Source organism: Salinisphaera sp. S4-8, assembly GCF_040361235.1.
Taxonomy (GTDB): Bacteria; Pseudomonadota; Gammaproteobacteria; order Nevskiales; family Salinisphaeraceae; genus Salinisphaera.
Map to the genome: position 1 here is coordinate 166,363 of NZ_APNF01000003.1, position 14,269 is coordinate 180,631.

Genomic DNA, 14,269 nt, shown 5'->3' on the forward strand with positions numbered 1-14,269 from the left:
TCGGCTTGTCGCTGTGTGCAGCGAGCGCACTTGCGCGGTGCGCGCTTTGACAGTGCGCGAACAACGGGGTAAACACGAATAAAAGCGTTGCAGGCGCGCCCGACGAACTGGCATGCGCATTGCAACTATTCGACCCGACACAATCGGGCGCTACGGGCTGGAGACCGTCGAATCACATGTCGTATCCGCAATACCGACCGCAGGCGAGCCGTTTTTCCGATCTCGGCGGCTGGCAGGACTATGTCAACCTGCATTTTCCGCCACTGCAGATGACCAGCCGTACGACATCCCCGTTCCAGGCGCAGGCCAGCAGCTGTGCACTGGGTGAGTGCACGTTGACCCATATCGGCAGTGCCGCCTCGGACGTGGCCCGGACGCCGCAACTGGCCCGCCAGGCCAACGCCGGTTACCTGAAAGTGATGTGGCAACTCGCCGGCAGCGTGGAACTCAGCCAGGATCGCCGCTCGGTGTGTCTGGTGCCGGGTCGGGCTTCGCTGTGTGATACCACCCGCCCCTACCGGATCCGCGTCGGCGACGGCGCCCGCCTGGCCGTGCTGCTGATCCCCTACGATGTCGACAGCCGCCTGCCGCGCTATGCGGAACGGGTCAGTGCGACCGAACTCAACGATATCCCGACCATGCAGGCGGCGCTCGGCGCGATTACCGGACTCGCCCGTTCGCGCCCCCAGGCCGATGACCCGGGCATTAGCGATGTCATGCAGGGCGTGGGCGCGATGCTCGCCGCCACCTTCGCGCGGGCCGCCGAGCCGGATGAAGCCGATCTCGACGCCCAGCGCATCCAGCGCGCCCGCCACTATATCTCCACCCATCTGGCCAGCAGCGACCTCACACCCGATCGGCTGGCCAGCGTATTGTGCGTGTCGCGGCGCACGCTCTACGGCCTGCTCGCCCGTCAGGGCACGACCCCTGCCCGCCTGATCAGCGAAACCCGACTACAACACGCGCGTGACGCGCTGGCGCAGGATACGACGTCCAGCCAGTCGATTACCGATATCGCGCTCGCCCACGGCTTTGGCGACAGTGCCCGCTTCAGCCATGCCTTCAAGGATCGCTTTGGTGTAGCCCCTAGTATCTGGCGCGGGCGCCACCAGGCCAATTAAGCCTCTGTCGGCTTGCGTCTAAGGCCGGACCGGGCAACCGGTTTCGCCAAGACCGCAGGTTGGATTCGCACAGCGTAATCCACGCCCAACGCTACCCCAGACCGAGTCGCGCGCAGCGCCTCGAAACGGCTGCGCCGTAGCTTCCCATCGAGGCGCAGATACCTGATTTCGTTGCGCACGGCGACATGCCTCGCCTCCTCCCGTGTTGCGTCTGACGCTTATTTGCTTGCCCTTGTTCAAGCTCTGCGCCTGTGCGGACGATATACCCGTACGCGCAATCGGCGCCGCCGTCGATCGCCAGAAATAACGTCAATTTTGCCGATAAACCTTGTCGTCGCGGCACAGCCACCCCCTCAATGCCTGAGGACGACTTGAGCCGGGCTCTTTCGAAGGAAAAACCTATGTCTTCTCTACTGAAAAGCGTCAAAGCGAAATTGAGCGCCGGCTTCGCGCTCATTCTGTTGCTTGTCATTGCGCTGGGTGTTTTGAGTTACAACGCCTTGGGTAACAGCAACGACTTCACCCGTTCGATCTACAACGAAAACCTGGGCGCGCTGTCGTATATCACGCAGGCGCATATCAGGCTTAACGGTATGCAGGCGAACATGCTCACGGTGATCGACAACGCCGATCCGCGCGCCGCAGATACCTACGTAACTGAGGCGCGAGATCGCATGGAAAAGATCACGCAGGCCTGGAACGCCTACTACCCCGCGCTGGTCAGCACGGATGCCGAGCGGGCCGTGGCCAGCCAGTCCGACGCGACAATTGCAAAACTGCCGTCGGTAATTCAGACGCTAACCCGCGAAATAGACAACAACGCATTCGAGCAAGCCCGCGCAACGTATCGCGAACAGGCACTACCCCTGTTCGATTCGCTGCGCGACACGCTGGGCGATATCGAAGAGCAACAGGTCGCCCAGGCCGATGGCGCCTTTGCTACATCGCAGGCATCGAGCGATTTCGGCCGCCAAGTCATCGTGGCAGCCGTGATCGGCGTACTGGTGCTGGCGATTGCCCTGGTCGTGATCCTGACGCGCATGATCACCTCGCCGCTGAACCAGGCCCTGAGCGTGGTCCATGCCATCGCCGACGGTCATCTGGATACGCCGATTCATACCAACCGTCGCGACGAATTCGGCGCCATGCTGGTCGCGTTGTCCACGATGCAGGATCGGTTGTCCGATATCGTATCCCGTGTGCGTGACAGCTCGGATTCGGTCAGCGTCGGTGCGGGCCAGATCGCGACCGGTAACGACGAACTCAGCTCGCGGACCCAGGAGCAGGCGGCCAACCTCGAGGAAACGGCTGCCTCCATGGAACAGATGACCTCCACGGTCAAACAGAATGCCGACAACGCAGCGCAGGCCGATCAGCTGGCCCGCGGCGTACGCAGCCAGGCCGAAAATGGCGGCCAGGTGGTCAGTCAGGCGGTCGCCTCCATGCAGGAAATCGAGGAATCGAGCCGCAAGATTTCCTCGATTGTCGGCCTGATCGACGACATCGCGTTCCAGACCAACCTGCTTGCGCTCAACGCCTCGGTCGAGGCAGCCCGCGCCGGCGAACAGGGCCGCGGCTTTGCCGTGGTGGCCGCGGAAGTCCGCAACCTGGCCAGCCGCAGCGCGACCGCGGCCAAGGACATCAAGGAACTGGTCGAGGACAGCGCCAACAAGGTCAAGGAAGGCTCGTCCCAGGTCAGCCTGTCGGGTCGTACGCTCGACGAGATCGTGGACAGCGTGAACAAGGTCTCGGATCTGATCTCCGAAATCGCGGCCGCCAGCCAGGAACAGTCCAGCGGTATCGATCAGGTCAACCTGGCCGTGTCGCAGATGGACAGCATGACCCAGCAGAATGCTTCGCTGGTCGAGGAATCGGCGGCCGCCAGCCGTTCGCTCGAAGAGCAGGCCAATACGCTGAAAACGCAGATGGCGTTCTTCCGTATCGCCGCGACCGCAGCGATGGGTGCGCCGGCGGTACAGTCGCATGTGGCCCATACGCCGGCCGCGCCGGCGAGCAAGACCGCCGCCGCCAAGCCAGCCAGCCCGGCGCCCAAGCGCGAGCCGCGCAAGGCCGAGCCTGCACTGGTCGAAGACGACGCCGATTGGGCCACGTTCTAAACAACGGCCCCACGAAAAAGCCCCGCTCCGGCGGGGCTTTTTTTATGCACAGGGCGGGCGCCGCACAACGCCCGCCAGTTCCGCTATGAATGACCGTGATGCCCCAGACGGCGGTCGATTACATGCTTGGCCTTGCCCAGCGAACGCTCCAGCGTACCCACGGCCGACAGCGTGATCTTGGTGCTGATGCCGATATAGGACTTGATGTGCTGCTGCAGATTGCTCAGCGTTTCATCCTCGGTGGCATGGTCGTCGAAATCGTGGCCACGCTCGACGGTGAGTGCGACATGATCGAGATTGCCCTCGCGGGTGAGCTCGATGAGATAGTGCGGCGCCAGGCCTTTTTGCTTGCAGATGATCTCTTCGATCTGGGTTGGAAACACGTTCACGCCACGGATGATGAGCATGTCGTCGGAGCGACCGGTGATCTTGTCGATACGGCGCATGGAACGCGCGGTGGGTGCCAGCAGCCGGGTGAGATCGCGGGTGCGATAGCGCACGATCGGCAGGGCTTCCTTGGTCAGCGACGTGAATACCAGCTCGCCGGGCTCGCCATCGGGCATGACCTCGCCGGTATCCGGGTCGATGATTTCGGGGTAGAAATGATCCTCCCAGATCACCGGCCCGTCCTTGGTTTCGACGCATTCGTTGGCCACGCCCGGGCCCATCACTTCCGATAGACCATAGATATCCACCGCGTCGATACCCGCGCGGCGCTCGATTTCTTCGCGCATGGCATTGGTCCAGGGCTCGGCGCCGAAAATGCCGATCTCCAGCGAGGAGTCGCGTGGATCCAGCCCCTGGCGCTCGAACTCTTCGATGATATTGAGCATGTACGAGGGCGTGACCATGATGATGCGCGGCTTGAAATCGCGGATCAGCTGGACCTGCTTTTCGGTCTGCCCACCCGACATCGGGATCACGGTACAACCGAGTTTTTCGGCGCCGTAGTGGGCGCCGAGACCGCCGGTGAACAGACCGTAGCCATAGGCCACATGCACGATATCGCCCGGCTTGCCGCCAGCGGCGCGGATAGAGCGGGCGACCAGGTTGGCCCAGGTCTCGATATCGTTGGCGGTATAGCCCACCACCGTCGGTTTGCCGGTGGTCCCGCTGGAGGCATGGATACGCGACACCCGCTCGCGCGGCACGGCGAACATATCGAACGGATAGGCGTCGCGCAGATCCTGCTTGGTGGTGAACGGAAACTTCGCCAGATCGGCCAGCGTTTCCAGATCGCTCGGGTGCACGCCGGCCGCATCGAACTTGGCCTTGTAGCGCGGCACGTTGTCGTAGGCGTGCTGCAGGGACCATTTCAGCCGTTCCAGCTGTAGCGCCTGCAGTTCGTTGCGGCTCGCGGTCTCGATCGGTTCGAGCAGCGATGCGGGTTCCATCAATGCAGCCATGTTCGTCTCCTCCGTCTCGTTTGTGTAAGAAAGCGTCTGCGGTATGGGCCCCGAGCGCTTTTTCATGTTTTCGGGTCCGTGCCAGACGACGCAGGCACGCCCCACTTGATGTTCACGACGCCATCACGTCCAGCACGTCGCCTCGCACCTGGTGCGCACGCCCGCGAAACAGCACCACGGTTTCGTCGTTCTGATTGCGCACGGTGACGTCGTAGACGCCGGTTCGCCCCGAGCGCGAGCGTTGCTCGGCTTCGGCCACCAGCACGTCGCCTGCGAACGCCGGACGCAGATAATCCACGTTGCAGGCCGCGCCCACGGTGTTGTGGTTACCGCTGTTGCAGGCAAACGCAAACGCGCTGTCGGCGAGCGAAAAGATCAGCCCGCCGTGGCAGGTCTTGTGGCCGTTGACCATGTCGTCGCGTACCGGCATGGATACGCGGGCATAGCCGGGCGCCATGGCATCGATATGCATGCCGAGCATGCGCGAGGCCTCATCGCGGGCGAACATTGCCTCGCCGACGCGCTCGGCCAGCGCCTGGGCATCCGTATCCACGGGCGCGACCGATGCGCCGTTCTGGCTGGATTGCATTGCGTTGTCTCCTCTTGCGAAAGCACCTGTTCGGGCCGGCGCGCTGCCTTTTTATGTTCGTTGCAGCGTCGCCGGTGTGTTTGTTATTCAGCGACCTTTGAATTCGGGCGTGCGTTTTTCGCTGAACGCAGCCACGCCTTCGGCATAGTCTTCGCTACGGCCGAGCTCGCCCATGGCATCACGTTCGGCGTCGAGCTGCGCATCGAGATTGTTGTTGGCGCCGGCGTACATCAGCTCTTTCGTGCGGGCCAGACCCCGGGTCGGCGCTTTCGACAGATGCTCGACAAGCTTGTCGATTTCGGCCTCAAACGCCTCGTCGTCCACGCAGCGCCAGATCAGACCCCAGTCCGCCGCGGTCGGCGCATCGATGGGTTCGCCCAGCATGGCAATGCCCATGGCTCGGGCCATGCCGATGCGTCGCGCCAGGAAATAGGTGCCGCCGGTATCGGGAATCAGGCCCAGCTTGCAGAAGCTTTCGATGAACCTGGCCGAGCGGCGGGCGATGACCAGATCGCAGGCCAGCGCAAGATTCGCACCCGCACCTGCGGCCACGCCGTTGACCCCGCAGACCACCGGCAGCGGCAACGCACGCAGGCGCCGCACCAGCGGTGCGTAATAGGTTTCGACCGAATAGGCCAGATCGGGCGCTTCGCTGGAGGTCGATACCGCACGATCGCCCAGATCCTGGCCGGCACAAAAGCCCTTGCCAGCACCGGTGAGCAGCAGCACGCGCACCGAGTCGTCAGCTTCGACCGTGTCGAGCGCTTCGGCCAGCGCTTCGTGCATGGCCACATTGAAGCTGTTGAGCTTGTTCGGGCGGTTGAGCGTGATTCGGGCAATGCCGGAATCGATGCTCAGAATGATGGAATCGTCTGCCATGAGAATCTCCTTACGCGGCGGCCGTTTCTTCGGCCTCCGGCGTCCAGTCGGTGGTGGCGACCATGGTCAGCACGTCGTACTGGGCCACGACTTCGTCGTTCTGATTGGTCACGGTGGCGTCCCAGCGCACTTCGCCGTATTCGGTGTTCTCGCGCTTGGTCTTGTGCTTGCAGGTGAGTGCCACCTTGAGCGCATCCCCCGGATAGGCCGGCGTCATGAAACGCAGGTTGTCGACGCCGTAGTTGGCGAGCACCGGGCCCGGATTGGGTTCGACGAACAGGCCGGCGGCCAGCGAGACGATGTAGTAGCCGTGGGCCACACGCCCGTCGAAGAACGGATTGGCCTTGGCCGCATCCTCGTCCATATGCGCGTAGAAGGTATCGCCGGTGAAGTTGGCGAAATGCTCGATATCGTCGAGGGTGATCTCGCGGGCGTCGGTGAGAATCGCGTCGCCGATCTCGAGTTCATCGAAATGCTTCTGGAACGGGTGGCGATCGGTTTGTTCGCGTTTACCGCCCGGTAGCCAGTGGTCGATGATGTCGGCCAGCATGTCGGGCGAGCCCTGCAAGGCACTGCGCTGCATGTAATGAAACACGGCACGCATGCCGCCGAGCTCCTCGCCGCCGCCAGCACGCCCCGGCCCGCCGTGTACGAGCATGGGCATGGGCGAGCCGTGACCCGTCGATTCCTTGGCACAATCGCGATCGAGCACCAGCAGACGGCCGTGGAACGGCGCACAGCCAAGCGTCATGGCCCGGGCGAAGCCGGCGTCGTAGGTCACGATCGAGCCGACCAGGCTGCCGCCGCCCAGACGGGCGAGTGCGACCGCTTCTTCGGTCGTTTCGTAGGGCATGACCGTAGCGACCGGGCCAAAAGCCTCGATCGTATGGATCTCGCTGTGCTCGAAGGGCGCGTCGGTCGATAACAGCACCGGGCCCACGAACGCGCCCTTGTCGGCATCGGCATCCACGACCTCGCAGCGCGCCGGATCGCCATAGACGATCTTCGCGCCCTGTTGCAGATCGGCAATACGTGCACGCACTTCCTCGACCTGGTCACGGCTGGCCAGCGCCCCCATGGTCACGCCTTCGGCCTCAGGATTGCCGACCACGACCTTGTCGAGTTTTTCCGACAGCGCGTCGATAAACGCCTGCTGGTGATCGCGGGCCACGAGTACGCGCCGGATGGCGGTACATTTCTGCCCGGCCTTGACCGTCATCTCCCGCATGACCTCTTTCACGGCCAGCTTGAATTCGGGCGTGTCCGGGCCGGCATCGGGGCCGAGCGCGAGGAAGTTGAGCGAATCGGCCTCCATCGAAAAACGGGTGGCGTTCTCGACGATCGCCGGGTGCTGCTTGAGCTTGCGGCCAGTGTTCGCCGAGCCGGTGAAGGTGACCACGTCCTGGCAGGTCACATGATCGAGCAGGTCGCCGACGCCGCCGCTGATCAGCTGCAGCGCGCCCTCTTCGATCAGGCCCGAATCGACGATGGCGCGCACCATTTCTTCGGTGACGAAGGCGGTCTGGGTCGCGGGTTTGACGATCGCCGGCATGCCGGCCAGATAGTTGGCCGCAAATTTTTCCAGCATGCCCCAGCAGGGGAAGTTGAAGGCGTTGATATGCACGGCCACACCTTCCAGCGGGGTCTGGATATGCTGGCCAATGAAGCTGCCGTGGCGCGACATGGGCTCCGGATTGCCGTCGAGCGCGAAGGTGGCATTGGGCAGCTCACGCCGGCCCTTGCTGGCATAGGTGAACAGCGTGCCGATGCCGCCATCGATATCCACCCAGGAGTCGGTGCGGGTCGCACCGGTCGCGGTGGACACTTTGTAGAAGCGTTCCTTGTCGGCCATCAGCGTCTGCGCCAGCGCCTTGAGCTGCAGCGCGCGCTGATGGAAGGTCAATGCCCGCAGCCGTGGGCCGACCTGCGTGCGGGCATAGTCGAGCATGGCGGCGAAATCGATGCCGTCGCTGGATACCTGGGCGACCGGCTCGCCGGTGACGGCGTTCAATACCGTCTTGCCGCCTTCGCCGGTGACCCACTGGCCCTGAACATAGCTGCTGGATTGCATTACACGCTCCTGATTCTTGTCATCGGTGTCTCGACACCCTGAATATTCGGCTCGGCCGATCGAGCTGATTTTCGGCGCGGGTTCGCGCCTAATATCGAGCCCCGCGCCGAGTGCGGACTGCTTTCGCGTGGTTGTCAGGCAAGCTGCAGACGCGACAAATCGATGCGCGCCCGGTTCTGCCAGGCGGCGCGCAGCTCTTCGTTGGTTGTATGTCGCAGCCCCATGCGGGCCAGCCGCGTAAAGCGCTCCGACTGGGCGCTGCCAAAGGTTTCTGCGACCCGTGGATACCAGTACGCCACGCAGGCTTTGGCCAGTTGTCGGCCCTGTTCGTTGGCAACGATGCGATCGAGCCCCTCGAAGCCCAGCTCCATGTGGCGTTGCTCGCGCGGCAGCACCGCGCGCACGACCTCGGCGAACGGCGCGTATGAGCACTCGCGCAGTTCTTCGAGCTGCACTACGGTGGCCAGCCCCATGAGCACGTTCATGACCACCGCATCGGTCCAGTTTTCCAGCGGATAATGAAAGACCGACAGCCGCATGTCGCCGCCCTGGCGCGCCGGGTCGATATCGGCATCGCGGCTGGCGCGCGCCGACCAGTTGTGGGCGTTGTTGTAGAGCGCCTTGTCGGTACCGAAATCGCTCATGAGGTCGAGCACGCGTTCGGCGTGGTCGGCTTTTTCCAGCACGATGCGGCTGGCTGCGATGCGTTCCTTGATACCGGGGGCCCAATTGATGGAATCGGCAAACCCCGCGGAGCCCGCCAGCTCGCTGTCCACAAAGGACGACATCAGCCGTAGCAGTTCGCCGCGATAGCGTGGCGGCGGGTTGTCCGGCGAGGTCAGCTTGCCGCCGCGGGCCAGATAATCCTCGATCGGCATGGTCTGATCGAACGGTTCACTCGTCATAGCTGAGTACCACCGTGTCGGTGATCGGCACGCTCTGGCAGGTCAACACATAGCCGGCCTTGACCTCATAATCCTCGAGCGCCTGGTTGTTCAGCATCTCGACTTCACCTTCCAGTACCCGCGCCCTACAGGTCGAACATACGCCGGCCTTGCAGGAATACGGGGCGTCCATGGCGTTGTCGAGCGCGGCATCCAGCACCGCGGTGCCGTCATTGGGCATTTCGATCGTACGCGTGGTGCCGTCGAGCGTAACCGAAACCTGGCAGGTCGCACCGGCGCGTTTGTCCTGACGTGAAACCGCTGGTTTCTTGGCCCGGCCCGGCTGCGACGAGGCAAATAACTCGAACTTGATTCGGTCGTCGCTCAGACCATGTTGCTTGAGCGAATCGGCGATCGTGAGCATCATCGGTTCCGGGCCACAGATGAACGCAGTATCCACCGAGCTCGCGTCGATCCAGTACTTGAAAAGCTGCTCCATCTTCTCGGCGTCGATCCGGCCCGAGAACAGATCGATGTCCTGGCCTTCGCTGGTGAGCACGTGGATGACCGAAAAGCGCCCGAGATGCAGGTTCTTGAGGTCTTCCAGCTCCTCGCGAAACATGATCGACGTCATCTGGCGGTTGGCGTAGAGCAGCGTGAACTGGGATTTGGGCTCACGCGCGAGCACTGTCTTGATGATCGACAACAGCGGCGTGATGCCCGAGCCGCCCGCAAAACCGAGATAGTGTTTCTCGGCGGTCGGTTCGAGCGGCGTATGGAACTTGCCCATCGGCGGCATCGCTTCGATGACGTCGCCGCGGCTGAGCTGTTCGTTGGCCCAGGTCGAGAACGCGCCGCCGTCGACCCGCTTGATGCCGACTTTCAGCACGCCCTCGTCGGTACCGGCACAGATCGAATAGGACCGGCGCAGTTCTTCGCCGTCGAAATCCCGACGGAAGGTCAGATACTGGCCCTGGGTGAATTCGAAGGCCTCGGCGTTGTCGGCCGGCAGATTGAGCGTGACAACGACGGCGTCGCGCGTATCGCGGCGCACGTCGACAACTTCGAGAGGATGAAAGCGTGGCATGCAAAACCTTCCGTTAGGCTCTGGCGCTCAGAGGCACTTGAAATAGTCGAAGGGCTCCAGACAGTCCTTGCAGCGATACGACGCCTTGCAGGGCGTGGAACCGAACTGGCTGATCTTTTCGGTGTTCATGGATTCGCAGCGCGGACAGGCGATTGCCGGGCCTGTCACACCGGCCAGACGCGACGCCCGACTGGCCAGCTGACCGCTCGCGGCGGTGCCATCGACCGGCGGGGCAATACCGAATGCGCGCAGCTTGTCGCGTGCCGAATCGCTAATCCAGTCGGTCGTCCAGGCCGGCGACAGCCGTCGTTCGACGCGCAATGCGTCGACGCCTTTCGAGCGCAGCTGTTCGACAATCATCTGGTTGATGACCAGGGTTGCCGGGCAGCCGGAGTACGTGGGCGTCACCGTGATCACCAGCGTGTCATCCCGGTAGCCCACCTCGCGGACAATGCCGAGCTCGGTCACGGACACCACCGGGATTTCCGGGTCTGGCACGTCGGCAAGCCATTCCCAGACCTGCTGGGTTGTCGGCTGAGTGTTTAGGGTCTGTGGCTGTTTCATACGGCACTGCGCCGGCGGCTACCAGCTGGCGCCCGGATAGGCGCGCTGCAGAAACTGCATATCGGACAGGATATAGCCCAGATGCTCCGTGTGTTTGCCGGTCTTGCCGCCGGTATGCACGAACGCGTTATCGGGGACTTTCAAAGTCGCTTCGTCGAGCACATCCTCGACCCGGGCCAGCCAGGCCTCGCGCAGCGTATCCGGCGACGGGGCGATACCCGCCTCCGCCATCGTGGCGTCGACGCCGTCGCTGACGAACATGTCGCCCGTGTACGACCACAATATGTCCAACGCCTGCTGCATCCGATCATGGCTTTCCGGAGTGCCATCACCCAGACGCACCACCAGATCGGTGGAACGCTCAACATGATACGAGACTTCCTTGAGCGCCTTGGCAGCGATCTCGGCGACGCGCGGGCTACTCGATTCAGTCAGCCGCTGCAGCAGTTCGTAGTGGAAAGCGTCGAACAGGAACTGGCGCATGGTGGTCACGCCCATATCGCCGTTGGGTACCTCCACGAGCAGCACGTTGCGGAACTTGAACGCATCGCGCAAAAACGCCAGCTGATCGGCCGACCGCCCCTCGTTTTCAACCTCGCCGGCCAGGCCCAGCCAGAGCTGGGTATGGCCGATGAGGTCGAGTGCGGTATTGGTGAGCGCAATATCCTCTTCCAGCGCCGGACCATGACCACACCATTCGGAGAGCCGCTGGCCCAGGATCAGCGTGGTATCGCCCATGCGGCACAGCCATTCGAAGAACGCCGGCCGGGTTTCGACGTTGGTGACGTGCGCATCGTGGACCTGCTCGGCCGCGGCGATGTCAGCCAGCTTCGCGACGTCATCGGTGTTCATGTCGGACAAAGATGGCATTACATATTCCCCACTTCGTCGGGAATGTTGTAGAAGGTGGGATGCCGATAGATCTTGTCCTCGGCCGGGTCGAACATCGGCCCCTTGTCGGACGGCGTGGAGGCCGTGATCTCGGTAGAACGCGCCACCCAGATCGAGACCCCTTCCTTGCGCCGGGTATAGACATCGCGGGCGTTGTTGATCGCCATCTCGGCGTCGGGCGCATGCAGGCTACCCACATGACGGTGGTTGAGCCCGTGCTGCCCACGGATGAAGATTTCCCAGAGCGGCCATTCGTTCGCCATCGTTAGCTCCCGTGTTCTGCGTTAATTTGGGACCTGTCGGCCCGACGACCGCTTAGGCGGCGACCCGGCGCTTGGCCGCTTTCTCGGCGTAGGCCGCAAGGCCGTCGCGGAACCATTCACCGCCTTCCCACGCCTTGATCCGAGCCCCCAGACGCTCGCGATTGCACGGGCCGTTGCCCTTGAGTACGGCCTTGAACTCTTCCCAGTCGGGCTGGCTGAAGTCGTAGTTACCGGTTTCTTCGTTCCAGGCGAGATCGTCGTCGGGAATGGTCAGCCCGAGGTAATGCGCCTGCGGAACGGTCTCGTTGACGAAGCGCTGGCGCAGTTCGTCGTTGGTGTTCATCTTGATCTTCCAGGCCATGGACTGGTCGGAATGCACGCTGTCCTTGTCCGACGGCCCGAACATCATCAGCGCCGGATACCAGAACCGGTTCAACGCGTCCTGCGCCATCTCTTTCTGCGCGGGCGTGCCGGAGACCATCGACATCATGATCGAGTAGCCCTGACGCTGATGAAAACTCTCTTCCTTGCAGATCCGCACCATGGCCCGCGCATACGGCCCGAAAGAGGTCCGCTGCAGGGGCACCTGGTTCATGATCGCGGCGCCGTCCACCAGCCAGCCCACGGCCCCCATATCGGCCCAGGTGAGGGTCGGATAGTTGAAGATCGATGAATATTTCATTTCGCCGGAGTGCAGCTTGTTCATCAGCTCGTCGCGGCTGATGCCCAGCGTCTCGGCGGCGCAATACAGATACAGGCCATGGCCGGCTTCGTCCTGCACCTTGGCCAACAGGATCGCCTTGCGCTCGAGCGTCGGCGCACGCGTGACCCAGTTGCCTTCGGGAAGCTGGCCCACGATCTCGGAATGGGCATGCTGACCGATCTGGCGGATCAGCGTCTTGCGATACGCGGCCGGCATCCAGTCCTTGGGCTCGATCTTGATGTTGTCGTCGATACGCGCTTGAAACGCGGCCTCTTCCGGCGACAGTTCGTCCGCGCCGCGAACCCGCTTACTACCGGTATCTACATTCTGTGCATACATGATTCGCACTCCTGCCGCTCGGTCGGCGATGTTGTCGTTTTACGCGCACCGGGAGCACGCGCCACCGCAAAAATCGATGCGGCGTTTTGATACAGATCAAGTTACCGCAAGTTTGTTTTTGTATCAAATAAGAATTGTGCACGCCAGAATAGCGCTGCAATGGGCCAACCGCCTGTATCAACTGGGTAAAACTCCATTAAAGGCGCTGAAAAAGCTCGGCCGAAAAAAGTGGCACGGGCCTTTCTTGACGCGGATACGACGCCTGCACAGGCAATGCTGCGACGCAGCGTGATACACGCGACCAGCGTTAATTGCAGCCCTGTATCGAATTGGGAGTCAACGGCGCAGCGCGGGTAGCGCGCACGCGACCGGGGTCAGAGGCCGCCGAAACGCTCGTAGAAATAGGCGGCCGGCTCCGGCAGCGGCCCATCGGCGGTTTCCAGCACTTCGGCCAGATAAGTTTCGGCCTGTCGGAAGGTGGCTCTATACAGATTGCGACACAAAAGCCGCGCTGCCGCCCCGGGCCAGTCGCCGGGTAATACATCGTCGGGCAACTGCGGATCGCGCAGCAGCAGCCGTCGGATTTCGTGAATCAGCAGGGTGCGGATCAGAAACGCATCCTGTGGCTCGAGCCCGCCATTGCTATCGATCGCCCGCCACACCGGCCGGAAGCGATCCAGGAATTCGGCGTATTGAACGCCCAGGGCTTCGAGATTCCAGCATTCACGCACCAGCCGGTTGAGTGGCGCGGACGTGGGCAGCCCCTCGTTGCGTGCCCGCATGAGCACCACTCGGCGTTGTACGTCGAGATCCTGAAGCACGGAGGTGAGTGCGGCACGCGGAGGCAGCGGATGAGCCAGCATGTCGCTGGAAAACGCGCCGAAGCCCAGCGTGGATAATTCCTTGCGTAGCGTTTCGCGCTTGCGCTGGGGTACCTGGGCCATGAGCACGAGCGTCCACTCGCCATCCCAGGACACACGCGGTTCGCTGTAGACGCGTTCGTAGGCCCGTTCGAAGCTGCGCCAACCGCTGCGGGTGAGGCTGTAATAGCTGCGCCGGCCGATCTGTTCGGAACTCAGCCAGCCCTCCTTGGACAAGCGATACACCGAGGTACGAACCAGGCGCTCGTTCAACCCCAGCGGCTCGAGCAAGCGGATCAGACTGCCCAGCCACACGGTCCCGCCGCGCGGCGCGATGGCATCGCCATAAACCGAGATGATCAGCGACGTGGCCCGCAACGAGCGGCGGCCGCTGAATTGCTCGATCAACGTATCGACAGGCCGGGATCGCGCCAATGACTTCTCCGAATGAACGTCGTATGAGGACGTGCCCGCAGGCACGAAACAAACCGACAA

13 protein-coding genes are annotated in these 14,269 nt (G+C 62.8%); 2 read left to right on the forward strand and 11 right to left on the reverse strand.

Annotated features, from left to right (window positions below; genetic code table 11):
- Positions 1–176: 176 nt before the first annotated feature.
- The gene (locus S4A8_RS05890) at positions 177–1,121 is read left to right on the forward strand and encodes a helix-turn-helix domain-containing protein (protein WP_353219427.1); all 945 of its coding nucleotides are present in this window, start codon (positions 177–179) and stop codon (positions 1,119–1,121) included.
- Positions 1,122–1,522: 401 nt separating this feature from the next.
- Positions 1,523–3,238, forward strand: coding sequence for a methyl-accepting chemotaxis protein (locus S4A8_RS05895; protein WP_353219428.1), 1,716 nt, complete (start codon positions 1,523–1,525; stop codon positions 3,236–3,238).
- Positions 3,239–3,321: 83 nt separating this feature from the next.
- On the opposite strand, the gene paaK is transcribed toward S4A8_RS05895, so the two are convergent.
- From paaK to paaX, 11 genes are all read right to left on the reverse strand, one after another.
- Positions 3,322–4,644 (reverse strand): phenylacetate--CoA ligase PaaK, encoded by a 1,323-nt coding sequence (paaK, locus tag S4A8_RS05900; RefSeq protein ID WP_353219429.1) that lies wholly within the window; start codon positions 4,642–4,644, stop codon positions 3,322–3,324.
- 112 nt (positions 4,645–4,756) lie between these two features.
- Positions 4,757–5,233: a hydroxyphenylacetyl-CoA thioesterase PaaI gene (paaI, locus tag S4A8_RS05905; RefSeq protein WP_353219430.1), complete on the reverse strand. Its 477-nt coding sequence runs from the start codon at positions 5,231–5,233 to the stop codon at positions 4,757–4,759.
- Positions 5,234–5,320: 87 nt separating this feature from the next.
- On the reverse strand, positions 5,321–6,112 hold the full coding sequence (paaG, locus tag S4A8_RS05910; protein ID WP_353219431.1) for a 2-(1,2-epoxy-1,2-dihydrophenyl)acetyl-CoA isomerase PaaG: 792 nt from the start codon (positions 6,110–6,112) through the stop codon (positions 5,321–5,323).
- A gap of 10 nt (positions 6,113–6,122) precedes the next feature.
- Complete coding sequence (paaZ, locus tag S4A8_RS05915) at positions 6,123–8,183, reverse strand: phenylacetic acid degradation bifunctional protein PaaZ (protein WP_353219432.1); 2,061 nt, start codon at positions 8,181–8,183, stop codon at positions 6,123–6,125.
- A 134-nt stretch (positions 8,184–8,317) separates the two neighbouring features.
- On the reverse strand, positions 8,318–9,088 hold the full coding sequence (locus S4A8_RS05920; protein ID WP_353219433.1) for a Phenylacetic acid catabolic protein: 771 nt from the start codon (positions 9,086–9,088) through the stop codon (positions 8,318–8,320).
- Positions 9,078–10,154 carry a 1,2-phenylacetyl-CoA epoxidase subunit PaaE gene (gene paaE, locus S4A8_RS05925; protein ID WP_353219434.1) on the reverse strand — a complete coding sequence of 359 codons (1,077 nt, stop codon included), beginning with the start codon at positions 10,152–10,154 and terminating at the stop codon, positions 9,078–9,080. Before paaE ends, S4A8_RS05920 begins: the two co-directional genes overlap by 11 nt.
- Positions 10,155–10,181: 27 nt before the next feature.
- Positions 10,182–10,718 (reverse strand): 1,2-phenylacetyl-CoA epoxidase subunit PaaD, encoded by a 537-nt coding sequence (gene paaD, locus S4A8_RS05930; protein ID WP_353219435.1) that lies wholly within the window; start codon positions 10,716–10,718, stop codon positions 10,182–10,184.
- Positions 10,719–10,736: 18 nt separating this feature from the next.
- Positions 10,737–11,588: a 1,2-phenylacetyl-CoA epoxidase subunit PaaC gene (paaC, locus tag S4A8_RS05935; protein WP_353219436.1), complete on the reverse strand. Its 852-nt coding sequence runs from the start codon at positions 11,586–11,588 to the stop codon at positions 10,737–10,739.
- Positions 11,588–11,872: a 1,2-phenylacetyl-CoA epoxidase subunit PaaB gene (gene paaB, locus S4A8_RS05940; RefSeq protein WP_006913747.1), complete on the reverse strand. Its 285-nt coding sequence runs from the start codon at positions 11,870–11,872 to the stop codon at positions 11,588–11,590. Before paaB ends, paaC begins: the two co-directional genes overlap by 1 nt.
- A gap of 52 nt (positions 11,873–11,924) precedes the next feature.
- Positions 11,925–12,914 carry a 1,2-phenylacetyl-CoA epoxidase subunit PaaA gene (paaA, locus tag S4A8_RS05945; protein ID WP_353179129.1) on the reverse strand — a complete coding sequence of 330 codons (990 nt, stop codon included), beginning with the start codon at positions 12,912–12,914 and terminating at the stop codon, positions 11,925–11,927.
- Positions 12,915–13,288: 374 nt separating this feature from the next.
- The gene (paaX, locus tag S4A8_RS05950) at positions 13,289–14,209 is read right to left on the reverse strand and encodes a phenylacetic acid degradation operon negative regulatory protein PaaX (RefSeq protein WP_353179131.1); all 921 of its coding nucleotides are present in this window, start codon (positions 14,207–14,209) and stop codon (positions 13,289–13,291) included.
- Positions 14,210–14,269 lie beyond the last annotated feature (60 nt).